We start from the raw sequence: 16768 nt of genomic DNA, 5'->3' as shown, positions 1-16768 counted from the left end.
ACCTCAAATTGCTAGACTAATGTGGCAACAATAATGTTCTGGGGATGGATGGATATGGTAGTTTTTTGGCCTTCGGTTAATTTTAGATGATTAATTTCACTGGTTGATTTATTAGCATAAAGCATTAGACCGGAAGGTAATGAAAATGAGATCTCAGATAATTGACCATCGCTCACTATTTTTTCAACTTTAACTCTCAATTGATTTTCATTTAAATCATTCAATTCAATCAAAGGTGCTTTAATCAATAAAAGAACAGTTTTATCAATATTCAATTTTAAACGCGCAATACTTTGTTGAGTTATATAAGCTTTTAATTCAGTTTGGTTATCATTTAATTTTACTTTTACAAACCCAGCTATATTGTTAGTTTCAATGCTCGAAACATTGCCATAGATTTGATTACGGGCGCTAGTCTGTAATGATAATTTAGCGGTTATTTTTAATATATCATCAAGAGGAATATTGTCGTCATTTAGAATATTAAAAGCATTATATTGGAGTTGAGTTAAGAGATCATAAAGCTGAATAAACCTTATCGCATAAGCGCTAAGTTTTGTGCCTCCACCATTTTTACCACCCGTTGCTGTTATTAAAAAAGGTTTTGGTGATAACTGATTGATTTCGTTTATCGCATCCCAAGCAGTTTTATAGCTAATACCGACTTTCTTAGCCGCTTGGGTTAGTGAGCCAGTTAGTTCTATTGCTTTTAATAAGGCAATTCGTCTGGGATCAGTAAATAATTGCTGATTTATGTTTAAAGTTAATAATATTTCTGGTGACAGCATTACTTTATGCCTTAATTGAATAAACAAGCTACTTTCAATAAAAAAGTAAATCTATTGTAGACGTTTTTTTCTTTTCCTTCAAAAAATGTCCTTAGCCATATTCGTAAAGGATAAAAATAGTGTACTGCTTAAAGTTTGATTGTACTTTATTAATAAATTTTGATAGCATCGCTATATAGTTCATTATATAACGAATGTGAGGAATAAAATGCGTAGAATCATTGGTGTATCACTATTTATAGTAACGTTACTCGTCAGTTTAACAACATCTGCCACCCAAAAAATTACGGTATTTGCAGCAGCATCACTTACTAATGCAATGCAAGATATTGCAACTTCTTACAAAGATGCAGAAATTGTTTTCTCATTTGCTTCATCTTCTGTATTAGCCAAACAAATTGAACAAGGGGCACCTGCTGATATATTTATGTCTGCTGACCAAAAGTGGATGAATTATCTTATTGAACACAAAGTTGCAACAGATAAACAGAATTTGTTAAAAAATGGATTAGTATTGATTGCTCCAAAACAATCTAAATTAGAAAAGGTAGAAATTAATGCAAATACTGATTGGCAAGCCATTTTACCAAAAGGAGAAAGGTTAGCTGTTGGTGATCCTGACCATGTACCTGCAGGGCTTTATGCTAAGGAATCTTTAACCAATTTAGGCGTATTTGATAAATTATTGCCTCAAATGGCGCCAGCAAGTAATGTTCGTGATGCATTAATGTTAGTTGAGCGTAATGAAGCTGCATTAGGTATTGTTTACAGTACTGATGCGAAAGTAAGTGATAAAGTGAAAATTATTGGTAGCTTTCCAGCTGAGACATTTACGCCAATTGAATATCCGATCACATTACTTAAACCTGAAGCAAAAGAATTTTATCAATATTTAAGTTCTGAAACTGCCAAAAAGATTTTCCAAAAATATGGTTTTATAACTGAATAGAAATTAAACAAGATGATGTTAACTGAGTATGAATGGCAAACATTGCTGTTAAGCTTGAAAATAGCAGGAGCAGCAATTGTCTTTAGCCTTCCAATAGGTGTGTTGACAGCTTGGATTTTAGCAAGATGTCAATTTATCGGTAAATCACTATTTGATAGCATTGTCCATTTGCCTTTAGTGTTGCCTCCAGTAGTATTAGGCTATCTTCTACTCTTAACAATGGGTCGCCATGGCTTTATTGGCGAATGGTTAGATAAATATTTTCATTTAAGCTTTAGCTTCAATTGGCAAGGTGCAGCTTTAGCTTCTGCTGTGGTTGCGTTCCCGCTTATGGTTCGATCGATTCGATTAGCAATTGAATCGATAGATTCACGTTTAGAAAATGTAGCTCGAACTTTAGGTGCTAAACCATTTCGAGTCTTTATGACTGTCACGTTACCATTAGCTTTCCCTGGGATTTTAATGGGAGTCGTGCTCGGTTTTGCTCGTTGCTTAGGTGAATTTGGCGCGACAATTACCTTTGTATCAAACATTCAAGGAGAAACACGCACCCTTCCATTAGCAATGTACACCTTATTACAAACCCCAGATGGCGAGTCAGGAGCATTACGACTTTGTATTGTTTCGATCATTTTATCTTTAGTTGCCTTATTCGTTTCAGAGATGCTAAATCGTTGGCATAAAAAGAAATTAACAGGATAGCAATAATGTTAAATATCAATGTAAGCAAAAAACTTGCCTCGTTTGTTTTCGAATTTAAACATGAAATTAACTGCCAAGGTGTGACTGCTGTTTTAGGGGTTTCTGGTTCGGGAAAATCAACACTTATCAACCTTATTAATGGTTTAATCAAACCTGATAATGGTTATATCAATTTAAAACAAGATAGTTTAGTCGATACAGAAAAACATATTTTTGTCACACCAGAGAAAAGACAAATTGGTACTGTTTTTCAAGATGCACTACTTTTTCCTCATTATAAAGTAATCAAAAATTTAACTTATGGGGCACAATCGTTAAATACAGAAAAATTTGATGATATTGTCAATGTGCTCAATATTGGTTCACTACTTGATCGTTATCCAGCGATGCTGTCAGGTGGTGAAAAACAGCGAGTTGCCATTGGTCGAGCTTTATTAACCAACCCCAAATTATTATTGATGGATGAACCTTTATCCGCTTTAGATATGCCCCGTAAAAAGGAGTTATTAAGCTATATTAATAAACTAGTGAGTGACTTGAACATACCTATTATCTATGTCACCCATAATATTAATGAAGTCAAACGTATTGCTCAGCATGTAGCCGTGTTAGAACAGGGGAAATTAATAGACTTTGATACGACAGAACAAATATTACAAAGTAACTATTTGAAAGACTGGCTATAAAGCTTTAATGTAGTACTATTCTCTTCTTGTTTTATATATGAAACACCATCATGCCAAGCACCTAATACTATTCTGGTTACTGATTCACCATTAATGGTTAGATGATGGGTTGCAGGTTTATGAGTATGGCCATGAACCATTATATTGGCATTATTCTCAATCATCGTATCAATCACTGCTTGTGGATTTACATCCATGATCGTTTCTGATTTTATTTGATTATGCTGACTACTCTCTTTTCGTAATTTCGTCGCAATTTTTAATCGAATAAATAATGGTAAGAATAAAAATAACTTTTGTAGCCACTTTTTATGCATGATTTTTCGGAATTTTTGGTATTGATGATCATCAATACAAAGCAGGTCGCCATGTAAGAAAACAATATTTTTATCCTGATTGACTAAACAATTAATATCGCCTAGTAAGGTCATATCACATCGTTTAGCATAGTCTTTACCAATCAGAAAATCACGATTACCGTGGACAAAAAACTTTTTAATTTGCTTTGAGGATAACTCATTTAAAGCATCCGAAATCTGTTTGTGTAGTGTTGAATCAACATCATCCCCCACCCAATAGTCAAACAAATCCCCTAGAATATAGAGTTCACAGCCATTAGGTAATTGTTTAAGAAATGACAAAAAGCCTACTGTAATATCAAAATGATGTGCAGCAGGCTCGTTTTCACCGAGGTGAATATCTGCGATAAAAAAGCGAACAGGATTATTCAACCGTTACACTCTTAATCACGACATCTTCAACTGGCACATCAGAATGCATTCCATTACGGCCAGTTTTAACGGCTTTGATCTTATCGACAACATCCATGCCATCCACAACTTCTGCAAATACGCAGTAACCAAAACCATTAATATCAGAAGAACGATAATTTAAATAATCATTATCAACGACATTAATAAAGAATTGAGCCGTCGCGGAATGAGGATCACTTGTACGTGCCATAGCTAAAGTACCACGACTATTTTTTAGACCATTAGCAGCCTCATTTTTGATTGGAGCCTTAGTTTTTTTCTGTTTCATACCTGGTTCAAATCCACCACCTTGAATCATAAAATTATTAATCACTCGATGGAATATAGTGTTGTCATAGAAACCTTCTTTACAATATTCAACAAAATTTTTGACTGTTTCAGGAGCTTTATCATCAAAAGTATTGATCTTAATATCACCTAAAGAAGTATGAAATATAATCATAAGATGTCCTTATTTTCATTTTTTAATTCATAAAAATCATAATACAAATCTGTCTATTATCTTAGACTTACTCGCTTAATCTTTCACATGCCTCTAATGTATTACTCATTAGCATTGCAACCGTCATTGGCCCTACTCCACCAGGTACAGGTGTGATCCAACCGGCATGTTGGCTAGCAATATCGAATTCTACATCTCCAACAAGTTTGCCATCAGGTAAACGGTTAATTCCAACATCAATTACGATAGCACCAGGTTTGATCCATTCTCCCTTAACATAGTTAGGGATTCCAACACCCGCAACAACAATATCAGCATTACGAACATGCTTTTCTAAATCAATAGTTCTGCTATGAGTAATCGTTGTGGTACAACCTAATAACAATAATTCTAACGCCATAGGACGTCCAACAATGCTCGATGCACCTACAACTGTTGCGTTTAAGCCAGATAAATTAATGCCAGTTGATTCTAACATTTTAACAACACCATACGGCGTGCATGGGCGTAATATCGGATCGCGTTGTAATAAATGACCAATATTATAAGGATGAAAACCATCAACATCTTTACGAGGATCGATACGCTCTAACACTTTTGTCTTATCAATGTTATCTGGTAATGGAAGCTGAACTAAGATGCCATGAACATCAGCTCGTTGATTTAATTCATCGATCAACGCTAATAATGCCTCAGTGGTTGAAGATGGATAATCATAAGCAAAAGAAGCAAAGCCGACATCGTCACAAGCTTTTTGCTTATTTTTAACATAAATTTTAGAAGCGGGATCAGAGCCAACTTGTATAACAGCTAGCCCTGGAACAGATAAACCTTGTTCAGTCCGGGATTTTACCTTTTTGGCTATTTCGTTACGTATTTGCTGCGCTAACGCTTTACCATCAATTATTTTTGCAGTCATAAGCGATTACTTCTTTTACCCAATGAATGGGGTATTCTCGCAAAAGTTTTTATTATTGTCTATTCACTTATCGGTTGATTGACTAAGTTCTGTTAAAATCTGTTGATATTGTTTGTCTATATCAGTAATTACCGAACAAATATGTGAATCGAATGCTTTAAGTTTAGGTTTTTGAGCTTTCCATTCATTTTTTGAGATATCTTTGATGGCACCGAAGTTTTTAAAGAAGTTAAATTCTAAAATACTTCCCCCCACAACATTATAAAAAATACGTTCGCCGATATCTTGTCCATCTTTTTTTAATTTATTAAAGTTTTGGTAATAAAATTTTGTTGTTCCATTTTCAGTAATAATTGAACGATGTAGCAATTTAACTAATCGTTTATATAATTTATTTAATTCGCCATGTAGTTCTCGGTCATCACTTAATTTTCTTGTTATTGCTAGATCGAAAGCAACTTTTACTTCCAATAATAAATCTAATGATTGTTGTTCTAGTTGTGGTAATTGTGATCTTAGACTTTTTTGAAATTCATTGAGATTTTTACGTAATTGAGGGCTAGCTGATATTGTTTTCTTATTAAGTATTACTTTGCCATCATTCTTGATCGATAAATCATTCGACTTATTTACGATTTGGATGTTGTCTTTATTTATCACTATATCGTAATTGGGTTTTACAGCACACTCTTTTTGTGCCGCAAACACTGTTATTGATAAGGTTAATGAAAAAATAACTATTAATTTTTTTAGCATTTTGACATCCATTTAATGGTTGAAATTTAAATTATAGCGAGTAATATCAAATTAGCATCAATTTAAAGAATTAAAAAACCCCGTTCCTCAACTTTTTTAATAAAAAAAGCTATAAAATAATCAATTAATCATTTAAATGATTAAAACGTATACCTTACACGCTATGCGGATGTAATATCAATAGATATAATCTATTATATCAACTAGATTTATCTACTTTTTTTTATTCAAAACTAAAGTATAGTAATTTTATTCAATTTAACTCATAGAGGTGAAATATGTACGCTGTTATTTTTGGACGTCAAGGATGTCCATATTGTGTGCGAGCTAAAGAGCTTGCCGAGAAGTTATCTCAAGAACGTGATGATTTTTCATATCGATATGTAGATATAAATGCAGAAGGTATTACCAAGGAAGATCTTTCTAAAAGTGTTGGTAAACCGGTTGAAACCGTACCACAAATTTTTATTGATGAAAAACCAATTGGTGGCTGTACTGATTTTGAAGCATATGCCAAAGCTAATTTGGGATTATTTCAAGACTAAATACTTTTTCACATCAAATACAGATAAACCATTTCGGTGGTTTATCTTAACGCCCCGGCAATTTTTGCCATGTAACTTCATTACGCAAATAAGTTGGCTCGACATCTTCAACTTTAACCACTTCATTTCTTAACCATTTTTGATGAGCGATAACCACCAAATCTTGTGCTTCTGGTAAGAATACTTCACTAGGCTTAGTTCCTGTTAACATTTCAGGATAAGTTTGCCAACCCGTACCTGCTGAGTAATAATCATTGTGACTTTTTTGAATTTTATTTATTACATTTTCAGGTTTGACGACACATTCTGGAATGATCGTTTGCCAATTTTGGTTTTGATACTCATATTGTCCTAAATAGACTTCGCCCATTCTAGCATCTATCGCAGGTATGACTTTCTTTGCCTCTGTTTTCCTATAAGCGCCTTGCGCTAGGGTCATCAAAGTTGAGACACCTATCATCGGTTTATCAATTCCTAATGCTAATCCTTGAGCTACACCAATACCTATTCTTACTCCAGTAAAGCTACCAGGACCTTGAGCAAAAGCAATAGCATCAAGTTGTGAAAGCGTGCAATCTGATTGACTTAAAATTTTATCAACCATTGGTAAGATCTTTTTAGTATGATCACGTGCCGAAATCATAAAATCATGAGTGATTTCATTTTGAAAAAATAGAGCTACGGAACAAGCTTCTGTCGAAGTATCAATGGCTAAAATAGTACTCATTTGGTTTCCAGATTATCTGATTGGTTGTTAGATAATAAAAAATTGATTACCTTGTTAACATCTCGGGTTCTTGGCGATGGTGGTAAACTATTTATAAACGTTGCCCCATAAGGTCGCATAACTAATCTATTATCGCAAATAATAATTGCTCCTCGATCATTATGATGACGGATTAATCGCCCAACACCTTGTTTTAAGGTAATAACGGCTTCAGGTAATTGCACTTCATTAAAGGCATCGCCACCTTGCATTTGGCAATCTTCCATTCTCGCTTTCATTAAGGGATCATCTGGTGAGGTAAACGGTAATTTATCTATAATAACACAAGATAAAGTATCTCCCCTAACATCAATCCCTTCCCAAAAACTGCTCGTTGCGATTAATAGTGCATTACCACTTTCAATAAACTGTTCAAGAAGTTTTGATTTGCTTGTTTCACCTTGAACTAAAACCGGTAACTCGGTATGTAAGCGAAAATGTTCAGCTAATGCATTCATCATTGCATAAGATGTACAAAGGAAAAAACAACGCCCTTTGTTTGCCTCAATAACCGGTAATAAAATATTGACAAGTTTTTCAGCATTGCCTCTTTCATTTGGTGATGGTATATAACGTGGTACACACAAAATAGTCTGATTGATATAATCAAATGGGCTTTCTAAAATTAATGATTCTGCATTAGTTAAACCTAAACGTTTGGTAAAGTAATCTAATTGATTATCAACTGATAATGTTGCTGATGTGAAAATCCAGGCACCTTTACGCTGGATTAATAATTCCTCAAATTTTTCCGTTACCGACAATGGAGTTAATGCAAAGAGGAAAGAGCTGTATGAACTTTCATACCAATAACTGAAACCTGGTACATGAGTATCGGACAATTTTTTTAATAATTGCTGGTATTGGTTAACTCGATCATAACAATTATCTAAAGTTGTGGATCGCCCTATCGCTAATAACAGAACTTCTTTGCAAAAATCAAGCGCATCAAATAAATAAGATAATTCTTGTTTAATATTGGTTTGATTAAATAGATAACGAAGATTTCCTTTATTATTTTGCTGGCTTATCAACAATCTTAAATCTTGGGTACATTTTTGTAGTTTATCAGCACACTGCTGGAGTTGTGACATGTCTTTGACTTCTGTTCGATAAGCCAAATTTATCTCTTTAGCTAAGTCGAACAGTTGTCGACTTGTTAACTGCTCACCAAAATAGTGACACGCAAGATCAGGAAGTTGATGCGCTTCATCAAATATCATCACATCAGCTTTAGGAATTAGTTCACCAAATCCGGTATCTTTCACAACAACATCAGCTAAAAATAGATGATGATTAACAACAACAATATCAGCGTTCATGGCTCTTTTACGAGCTTTAACCACATAACAATCGTTGTAATGTTCACAATCACTACCCAAACAATTTTCATTTGTGCTAGTTAAAATTGGCCAAATTGGATTATCTTCGGTAACAGTTGTACATTTACTAATGTCACCATCTTTTGTTTTGATTGACCAATTTTTAACCCGAACCAGATCAGTTCGTAAATTCTTCTCTAAATCTCCGGCAGCAGCATATTGATGATACATGCGCTCTAAACAGAGATAATTGGCTCGACCTTTAAGAAGTGAAATTTTACCAGTATAGTTTAAAGCTTTTTTGATAATGGGTAAGTCTTTACTATATAACTGTTCTTGTAAATTCTTGGAGCCTGTCGAGATTATTGCTTTTTTCTCACTGCGTAATGCAGGAACTAAATAAGCAAAGGTTTTACCCGTTCCAGTACCCGCTTCGACCACCAATGACTTTTGTGCATTTATTGCTTCAGTGACCTTATTTGCCATATGTCTTTGTGGTTCTCTAGCAACAAAACCATCTATAGCTGTCGCAAGCAAACCATTTTCTGCAAAATCATTAATCACTTAAAATGCACCTAATTAGAAGATAAACCCAATTTGTCTATGTATATTGGAAAATTTATTTAAGAAATAAGCTAACGTTTGAAAAAAATAAAATATTCATAAAGTTGAGATGAAATTATAAATAAACAGTTATCTAAATTACAAGCTATACTATAGCAATAACCCAGACAAAAATATATACATGAATATTCACTATAAAGAAAAAGCTTAGTTAGAAATAGATTAAGTTTCAAATCTATTGACTAAATAAGCTTATATCTATTAACCGTATATATTTTAGTATTACTTTTTAAACTTAGTTTTCAAATAAATTAGATAATGCTTTATTCCTAATAGATATTTTTTTTGCTTAAGCATTAACTTTGAATAAGCACGAATTGAAGAGGTTTTTTTAGGATTATACAAAGGTAAACTGTCATTCTGCCATGGTGATTTTTCTAAATAAGCATCAAATAATTTAGAACGATAAGGCTCATGCCAAGGTTTATTTTTCGTTATATAATGAATAAAAATAGTTTCGCTAGGGACATTTGCATCTTCATTACCATTAACCGATAATGCTAATAAATTATTAAATTTTCTTGGCAATATTAATCGTTTTTCTCCGACACAAATATTCAAAACATCTTGGTCTGGATATTGGTACTTTTCACCACTATTCAATAGTTCTAATGTCTTATCAGTAATTTCGTCTTCGCACCAAAGAGGAATATTAATCAGCATAACACCAGAATTAAAATAAGAGCCTTCAACTATATGATATTTAGTACATTGAGATTGTTGCATATATGGTTCGTCAGCAACCGCGGCGACTAAAATACCACTTAAATCAATACTATCAATTTCTGATAAACTATTAATACATAAAGTATCACTATCAACATAAAGTAATTTATCAGTAGTATTTTTTAATAATATTGGTGCTATTAAACGAACACAGGCTGAAAGTGGAAATTGTTCGGTATTTTTTTGATCGACTTTAAACTGATCATTAATAACATATTCAGTTATTGATATATTATCAAACTCTATTTCACTAAATTTAAATCTATTTTCATCAGATAGATTATGAGTAAATAAATGAAAATGAATCGGTCTTAAAGGATTATTCTCAAAAATAGATAAAATATTTATACCAGCTGATAATGCATAATTATCATCAAAACATAATAAAATATGCAAAACAGACTGGTTATTGTCAAAATTATGTGACAGTAATTCATTTCTTTTGTTAATAAATCTATCAACTTGAATCACGACGAACATCCTTATCGTTTTTTAGTAACTTTGTGCTTAAGATAAAGTAAATAATATTTGAACGCCGAAAAATACTTTTTCTGACTAGCTAACAATTTTGCATACCGTCTTGTAGTTGAAGGCGCATTTTCATTAGCCAATGATAATTTTTGATTAGCCCATGGTGAAGAAGCAATATAAGTTTGATAAAGCGGAGTTAAATATAACTGATACCATGGTTTATTGCCGGTAACATAATGAATAATAACAGTATCTTCACTTAACAAATTATCTTCATTACCACCAACGGTAAGTGATGTAAGTTGATTATAAATTTTAGGAAGAAAAACAGTTTTACCTTGCATTAATATATTTAAAACATCTTGATCAGCAAACTTATATACTTTACCGCTATTTATCATAACAAACGCTTTATCAGTAAGATTATTATCTACCCACATATCAGTATTAATATAGATCATTCCGGCATTAAAATATTCACCGTAAGGGATATCACAAGCTGGGCATTGTTTTTCTTGCGTTTTATCAACATCAGGTACCACTGCTGCATATTTATCACTTAATTCAGTGTGAATTAATTCATTAAGATTATTTGTACAAAGTACATCGCAATCTAAATACAAAACTCGCGAAGTCACTTTATTTAATATCTGAGGAACGACAAATCGTAAGCAGGTTGAGGCAGACACATGCAATACTAATGTATCAGGATTAATAGAAAAATCATCCCCAATTTCATAACAAATTATGCTAACATTATCGTTGTTTAGTTGATTAAACGTTGATATTTTTTCATTAGTTACATTATTAGCAAATAAATGGAATACTAGATTCTTATCCATATTATTTGATATAACTGAAGACATCGCTATTCCTGCTGGCATTGCATAATTGTCATCAAAACAAAATGCAATATGTGTGGTTTCTAAAGATGCTTGAGCATTTTCAAATAATGTAGTGATTTTTTTGATAAAAAGATTTTCTTTCATTTTTACTAATATTTAAGGGTGATTTTAGAAAATTTGAAATAACATTGTAACATACGTTAAATTAAACAATGAAGTAATAATCAATTTTATATTGACATATTAATTAGGTAATGACTAAATATCACGATAAGTAATTTAAGAGTGTCTGAAATGAATAATATTATTAATATCGCATATTGTACTGATTCAAATTATCTTGAACATGTAGGTGTGTCGATAAGTTCTATAATGCATAATAATCTCAATAATAATATTCATTTTCATGTTTTTTTGTATGATGTTTCGCTTGAGGAACAACAGAAGTTAGAACAATTTAGTCCTTCAATTACGCTACATTCAATCCCTGTAGATGAGTTGACAAAATATTCTGATACTCAAAATTACAAAGTCAAACATATTAATCGGTCAATGTATATACGACTATCAGTTCCCAGACTATTAAAGGGTGTTGTTGATAAATTCATTTATCTTGATGCGGATACTTTATGTTTTGCTAATATTTCTTCAATTTCGGATATTAATATAGATTCGGTGGTTTGTGGTGTAACGCCCGATTCATTAGACAAAAAAAATATGTTGAAAAACAAGGAAAGGCTTCAACTTAATTCAACCAATTATTTTAACTCTGGTTTTTTGTATATTAATGTTAATAAATGGATTGAGTTTGATACTGAAAATAAAGTTAATCAAATATTACTATCGTCTGAAAAAAAACATCTAATCTATCCTGATCAAGATGCTTTAAATGTCGTATTACAAAATCAAGTTTTATGGATAGATCCTAAATGGAATTATTTATTTACCTGGATAAATGACAAGCAAAAAGAGACATTTTTTCACAACAAAAAATCGTTACCATACATAATTCATTTTACTGGTGCAAGAAAGATGTGGTATCAAGAACACACTGGGCTTGCACAAAATTTGTATAATTTTTATAAACATTTCACCCCTTGGGCAAATACCCCCCTTAAAAGTTATAAGTATAAAATGCGGGTTAATGATTATCGTATTTATGCTAAAAACTTGATAAAAAATAGAAAAATATTTAATGGATTAAAATATTATTTTATTTATTTAGCATTGAAAATAAAAAAACAATCCTAAAGTAATTAAATATATTTGTTTATAGTAGTTATTAATTTATTAGACTCAATTTTATCGATACTGTTAGTATAGAAAACTATTTGTTTACCGTTTTTATTATTTGGAGACCATATATCTTTATTTATTTGAAACTCAAGATTTGGACAATGCCTTTTTATATAGTTATTATCTAAAAATAAATCTTGCTGCAAATATTTATAATCACTGAATTGTCTGCTATAACAAGACTTTAAATTTTTTAAATCCACAGGCAATGGTTCCATGTAAATTGAAATACATTTAGTCGAAAAAGCTGAGGCTAAATGAACAATAGACGTATCCACTGTGATGACTAAATCCGCTTTTTTTATTAAAGGGATAACATCCGTGATAGAAGATGATTGAAATTTAACTGATTCTTTCACAGATAATTTTTCAAAATTATTACCTTGACCAATAATTATAATTTTATATTCAGGATAGTTATTATCAAATAAATAACATAATTCCTTGATTTGATTCTCTGATAAACAGCGATAAGATGATCCACCATAAGGATTTATTACGACAAATTTACTTTTTGGTTTAACATACTGATTGATAAAACTATCAACCATTTTTTGTTTTTGAGAATCAATAAATACATCATAATCAAATGAATCAAAATTTATGTTAAGGTAACTAAGATAATACTTTAATTGATTAATTACATGAGCTTTTGATTCATAGTAAGGTAAAGAAATATTAAATGGTTTCATGTTACTTTTATTGTAACTGAGTAAATTAGATGTTCTTATAAAACAACAATATAATAAATGTTTTAAATCCAATTTCCTATGAAATCTTACATCAATAGCCAAATCAAATTGGTGTTTTCGAACAAGTCTAATTGTTTTTATCAAATCAAAAAAGTTTCTATCATTATATAATAAAGTTTGAGATACATAGGGATTATTATTTACAATCTCCAAACTAGTTTTTCTTGAGGAGACAAAAACTTTATAACCTGCTTTTGATAATGATCGAATAAATGGTGTTGTGACAATCATATCGCCAATACAATCATTTCTCATCACCAGCACTTTTTTAACTACCTTAAGATTTGGTTTGGATTTTCTTTTGAAAAATAAGAACATTAAAAAAGAAATAATTTTTAACTTAATGAAATACTTTAATTTTTTAAAGAAAAAATTACGTTTCCAATTAATCTGTCGAAATTTTTGTTTTAAGCCCTTCAAAATCATTCCTATTAATTAAAAGCTTCATTTCATTTTCATTTTCATTTTAATTTTATTAATTCTTCTTTTAACTGTTCAAGTACAATGTTTGGATTAAGATTTGCAATTGGATCACCTAGACCTGTACCAAGATTTTCTTTAGTGAATATTTGCAATGCATTAGGATAGTTAGGTCCCCATACAAAGTTATTAATAAATTTATTATCAATTATTCGATTATTATATATACAAAGCATTTTTTTTTCATATATCGATGCAACATGTACAATTGAAGTATCAACGGTAATAACTAAAGTTGCGAACTTAATCAAAGCTACCGTTTCAAAAAATGAGCCTAACGGATTAATAATGATATTTGTTGAGGTCTTAATATGTTTTATTTTATTCGGCTCCCCAACTACTATAGTTACACAATTATCATAATGAGATAGAAAAGATAAAATAGTTTCAATTTGTGTATCAGAAAAGCTTCTTGCTATATTGGAACCATAAGGATTAAAAATAATAATATTTTTACCTGATAATAAATAGGGCCTAATAAATTTTTCTACAGATTCATGAGCTTTATCAGGAAGATTTACATGATATTTAATTGAATCAGCTTCTATATTTAATAGTTTTAAAATTTGTTTACTTCTCTTTGAAATATGTGATGTATATTGATCATAAAAAATCGATGTATCATACAATTTATATTTTTCTTGATTAAAACCAATAGTATGTAAAGGATTAATGGCTAAAATTATTTGAGAACGTCTTATACTATTATGACCTCTATCAACAAGATCAATAGCTACGTCAATAGATAAACTATTAAGTTGTTTTTTAAATTGCTTTATCCCTTTCTTTTTATCATACAATATAACACCATCAACAGTAATAAATTGTTCAAATAGAAATGCAATTCTTTTTTCAACTACAACATATACTTTTAATTTATTTTCTCTTAAAGATTTAATCAAATAAGTGGTAACTATTGCATCACCAATACCTTGATCATTCATAAGAATAGCAACGCTAGAGTAATGTTCAAGTCTAAATGGAGATCGTTCTTTTTTTTTTCTGTTCAATAAGTATAGTTTAATTGCTGACTTTAACGGTTTTATCTTTAAATTTCTTTGTCTATTTAAATATTTAATACAATCCAGTAACTTATTTATCATATTTCCTTCAATATCCTATAGTACATAAATATTATTCATAAATAAAATATTATATATTAATCTGCTAAGTTACTTTTATATAATTTAGAATATAAGCCATTTTGGGATAATAAATCATTATGATTTCCTTGTTCAATAATTTCACCACTATCTATAACAAGAATTTTATCAGCTTTTTCAATAGTCGATAGTCGATGTGCTATAACAATTGAAGTTCGCCCTTTTTGCAATTCATTCAACGCTTCTTGAATTGCATTTTCAGACTCTGAATCTAATGCGGATGTAGCTTCATCCAAAATTAAAATTGGGTTATCACGCAATAAAGCTCTGGCTATGGCAATACGTTGACGTTGTCCTCCAGATAATAATACTCCATTTTCTCCAACAATTGTGTCAAATCCCTTTTCAAGCGCTTTTATAAAATCGTAGGCATAAGCTTTTTTAGCTGCTTCTTCAATCTGACTTTGTGAATACTCACCTATTCGCCCATAAGCAATATTATTGGCTATGGTATCATTGAATAAATGAACATTTTGAGAAACCAAACCAATTTGGTCTCGTAAACTATATAAAGTTAGATCTTGTATATTATGATTATCAATTAAGATCTCACCTTCACCTATATCATAAAAACGAGTAAGTAAACTAGCTATAGTAGTTTTGCCTGAACCTGAACGACCGACAAAGGCAATGGTTTTACCATGCTCTATCGTAAAATTGATATCTTTTAAAGCAGGCTCTTGTCGTGTTTCATAAGTAAAAGAAACATGTTTAAACTCTATATTACCTTTTGAATGTTCTATATTTATTTTACCGCTATCTTTCTCAACAGGCTGATCAAATATCGCAAATAAAGTCTGGCAGGCAGCCATCCCTTTTTGAAAGTCAGCATTGACACTTGTTAAACTTTTGATTGGTTGCATTAACGCCACCAAAGAAGAAAACACAACAGTAAATTGTCCTGGAGTAATATTTAATTCTGGATTACTCGCCATTAACAAAACAAAAGCAATGGCAAACGATATAATTAATTGAACAATTGGCGTAGATAAAGCTGAAATGGAAACTAATCGCATAGTATCCCTTCTAAATTTATTACTTACTTTTTCAAAATTAGTCGATTCTTCATCTTGGGCCCCAAAAAGAATGATTTCTCTATGACCTTTTAGCATTTGTTCAACAGACATAGTGACATTGCCCATTGAGTTCTGCATGTTTTTAGCCATTTTACGAAACTTTATTGATACAAATGTGATAAGTCCAATAACCACAGGCGTAATAAAAATTAACGATAGAGATAATTGCCAACTATTACTAAACATTGTATAAAATAATCCACAAATAAATGCAAATTCACGTACTATAGTAATCAAAGCATCGGAAGATGAAGAGGCAACTTGATCGGTATCATACGTTATACGCGATAATAACCGTCCGGCAGAATTTTTATCATAAAAACTCACTGGAGAATCAACAAAATGATCGAAAAGGCGTTGACGAATTTTAAGTACAATTTTGGATGATATTAAGGATAAAAAATAAGCATAACCGTAATTGGCTGCACCTCGAAGAAAAACTAGACCAAAAATATAAAATGGAGCCATAAATAAAAAGGTTTGATCATTTTCGACAAAACCTTTATCAAGTAAAGGTTGCAAAATTGCAATAAGTGAAGTATCTGCAAATGCACTTAAAATTAATAATATTATTGAAAAAAAGAGCAAAATTTTATGCTTGGCAATATAGGGCCATAGCTTAGAAAACGTATGTAATGTTGAAAAATCTCGATCAATATCATTATTCATCGTTGACCTATTGTATTT

17 protein-coding genes are annotated in these 16768 nt (G+C 31.2%); 5 read left to right on the top strand and 12 right to left on the bottom strand.

Features of this window, described 5'->3' with window-relative positions; translation table 11 throughout:
* Nucleotides 1-11 precede the first annotated feature (11 nt).
* Nucleotides 12-788: a TOBE domain-containing protein gene (locus J3U00_RS02000; RefSeq protein WP_267331349.1), complete on the bottom strand. Its 777-nt coding sequence runs from the start codon at nucleotides 786-788 to the stop codon at nucleotides 12-14.
* Between the two features lie 208 nt (nucleotides 789-996).
* On the opposite strand from J3U00_RS02000, the gene modA reads away from it, so the two are divergent.
* The 3 genes from modA to modC are packed head-to-tail and all read left to right on the top strand — an operon-like array spanning nucleotide 997 to nucleotide 3125.
* The gene (gene modA / locus J3U00_RS01995; RefSeq protein ID WP_218058406.1) at nucleotides 997-1737 is read left to right on the top strand and encodes a molybdate ABC transporter substrate-binding protein; all 741 of its coding nucleotides are present in this window, start codon (nucleotides 997-999) and stop codon (nucleotides 1735-1737) included.
* Nucleotides 1738-1749: 12 nt separating this feature from the next.
* On the top strand, nucleotides 1750-2439 hold the full coding sequence (gene modB / locus J3U00_RS01990) for a molybdate ABC transporter permease subunit (protein ID WP_065562570.1): 690 nt from the start codon (nucleotides 1750-1752) through the stop codon (nucleotides 2437-2439).
* A 5-nt stretch (nucleotides 2440-2444) separates the two neighbouring features.
* Nucleotides 2445-3125 carry a molybdenum ABC transporter ATP-binding protein gene (gene modC, locus J3U00_RS01985; protein WP_267331348.1) on the top strand — a complete coding sequence of 227 codons (681 nt, stop codon included), beginning with the start codon at nucleotides 2445-2447 and terminating at the stop codon, nucleotides 3123-3125.
* On the opposite strand, the gene J3U00_RS01980 is transcribed toward modC, so the two are convergent.
* The 4 genes from J3U00_RS01980 to J3U00_RS01965 all read right to left on the bottom strand — a co-directional run bounded on the left by J3U00_RS01980 (nucleotide 3104) and on the right by J3U00_RS01965 (nucleotide 6015).
* The gene (locus tag J3U00_RS01980) at nucleotides 3104-3856 is read right to left on the bottom strand and encodes a UDP-2,3-diacylglucosamine diphosphatase (protein WP_267331347.1); all 753 of its coding nucleotides are present in this window, start codon (nucleotides 3854-3856) and stop codon (nucleotides 3104-3106) included. The two genes, modC and J3U00_RS01980, sit on opposite strands and share 22 nt — an antisense overlap.
* Nucleotides 3849-4340 (bottom strand): peptidylprolyl isomerase B, encoded by a 492-nt coding sequence (gene ppiB, locus J3U00_RS01975; protein WP_065562573.1) that lies wholly within the window; start codon nucleotides 4338-4340, stop codon nucleotides 3849-3851. Before ppiB ends, J3U00_RS01980 begins: the two co-directional genes overlap by 8 nt.
* A gap of 67 nt (nucleotides 4341-4407) precedes the next feature.
* Nucleotides 4408-5259 (bottom strand): bifunctional methylenetetrahydrofolate dehydrogenase/methenyltetrahydrofolate cyclohydrolase FolD, encoded by an 852-nt coding sequence (folD, locus tag J3U00_RS01970; RefSeq protein ID WP_267331346.1) that lies wholly within the window; start codon nucleotides 5257-5259, stop codon nucleotides 4408-4410.
* 63 nt (nucleotides 5260-5322) lie between these two features.
* Nucleotides 5323-6015: a DUF2884 family protein gene (locus J3U00_RS01965; RefSeq protein WP_267331345.1), complete on the bottom strand. Its 693-nt coding sequence runs from the start codon at nucleotides 6013-6015 to the stop codon at nucleotides 5323-5325.
* A 278-nt stretch (nucleotides 6016-6293) separates the two neighbouring features.
* Between J3U00_RS01965 and J3U00_RS01960 the strand changes: the two genes are divergently transcribed.
* A complete protein-coding gene (locus tag J3U00_RS01960; protein ID WP_065562576.1) occupies nucleotides 6294-6560 on the top strand; it encodes a GrxA family glutaredoxin in 267 nt (88 codons plus the stop codon).
* 46 nt (nucleotides 6561-6606) lie between these two features.
* Here J3U00_RS01960 and tsaB read toward each other — a convergent pair whose 3' ends face one another.
* From tsaB to J3U00_RS01940, 4 genes are all read right to left on the bottom strand, one after another.
* Nucleotides 6607-7287, bottom strand: coding sequence for a tRNA (adenosine(37)-N6)-threonylcarbamoyltransferase complex dimerization subunit type 1 TsaB (gene tsaB, locus J3U00_RS01955; RefSeq protein ID WP_267331344.1), 681 nt, complete (start codon nucleotides 7285-7287; stop codon nucleotides 6607-6609).
* Nucleotides 7284-9212, bottom strand: a complete 1929-nt coding sequence (locus J3U00_RS01950) for an ATP-dependent DNA helicase (RefSeq protein ID WP_267331343.1) — start codon at nucleotides 9210-9212, stop codon at nucleotides 7284-7286. The genes tsaB and J3U00_RS01950 overlap by 4 nt, the downstream gene beginning before the upstream one ends.
* A gap of 282 nt (nucleotides 9213-9494) precedes the next feature.
* Complete coding sequence (locus J3U00_RS01945) at nucleotides 9495-10469, bottom strand: glycosyltransferase family 8 protein (RefSeq protein ID WP_267331342.1); 975 nt, start codon at nucleotides 10467-10469, stop codon at nucleotides 9495-9497.
* A gap of 11 nt (nucleotides 10470-10480) precedes the next feature.
* Nucleotides 10481-11458: a glycosyltransferase family 8 protein gene (locus J3U00_RS01940; RefSeq protein WP_267331341.1), complete on the bottom strand. Its 978-nt coding sequence runs from the start codon at nucleotides 11456-11458 to the stop codon at nucleotides 10481-10483.
* A 150-nt stretch (nucleotides 11459-11608) separates the two neighbouring features.
* Between J3U00_RS01940 and J3U00_RS01935 the strand changes: the two genes are divergently transcribed.
* The gene (locus J3U00_RS01935) at nucleotides 11609-12565 is read left to right on the top strand and encodes a glycosyltransferase family 8 protein (protein ID WP_267331340.1); all 957 of its coding nucleotides are present in this window, start codon (nucleotides 11609-11611) and stop codon (nucleotides 12563-12565) included.
* A 5-nt stretch (nucleotides 12566-12570) separates the two neighbouring features.
* Here the strand turns inward: J3U00_RS01935 and J3U00_RS01930 are convergent, their stop codons facing one another.
* From J3U00_RS01930 to msbA, 3 genes are read right to left on the bottom strand one after another with little or no spacing between them, the layout of a single operon-like run.
* Nucleotides 12571-13782, bottom strand: coding sequence for a glycosyltransferase family 9 protein (locus tag J3U00_RS01930; protein WP_267331339.1), 1212 nt, complete (start codon nucleotides 13780-13782; stop codon nucleotides 12571-12573).
* A 41-nt stretch (nucleotides 13783-13823) separates the two neighbouring features.
* Nucleotides 13824-14945, bottom strand: a complete 1122-nt coding sequence (locus J3U00_RS01925) for a glycosyltransferase family 9 protein (RefSeq protein WP_267331338.1) — start codon at nucleotides 14943-14945, stop codon at nucleotides 13824-13826.
* Between the two features lie 56 nt (nucleotides 14946-15001).
* Nucleotides 15002-16750: a lipid A ABC transporter ATP-binding protein/permease MsbA gene (gene msbA / locus J3U00_RS01920; protein WP_267331337.1), complete on the bottom strand. Its 1749-nt coding sequence runs from the start codon at nucleotides 16748-16750 to the stop codon at nucleotides 15002-15004.
* Nucleotides 16751-16768: the final 18 nt, after the last annotated feature.

It is taken from the genome of Gilliamella sp. B3127, from assembly GCF_026536935.1.
Taxonomy (GTDB): domain Bacteria; phylum Pseudomonadota; class Gammaproteobacteria; order Enterobacterales; family Orbaceae; genus Gilliamella; species Gilliamella apicola_E.
Note: the sequence above shows the minus strand (reverse complement) of the source record. Positions and strands in the feature narration are given on the sequence as shown.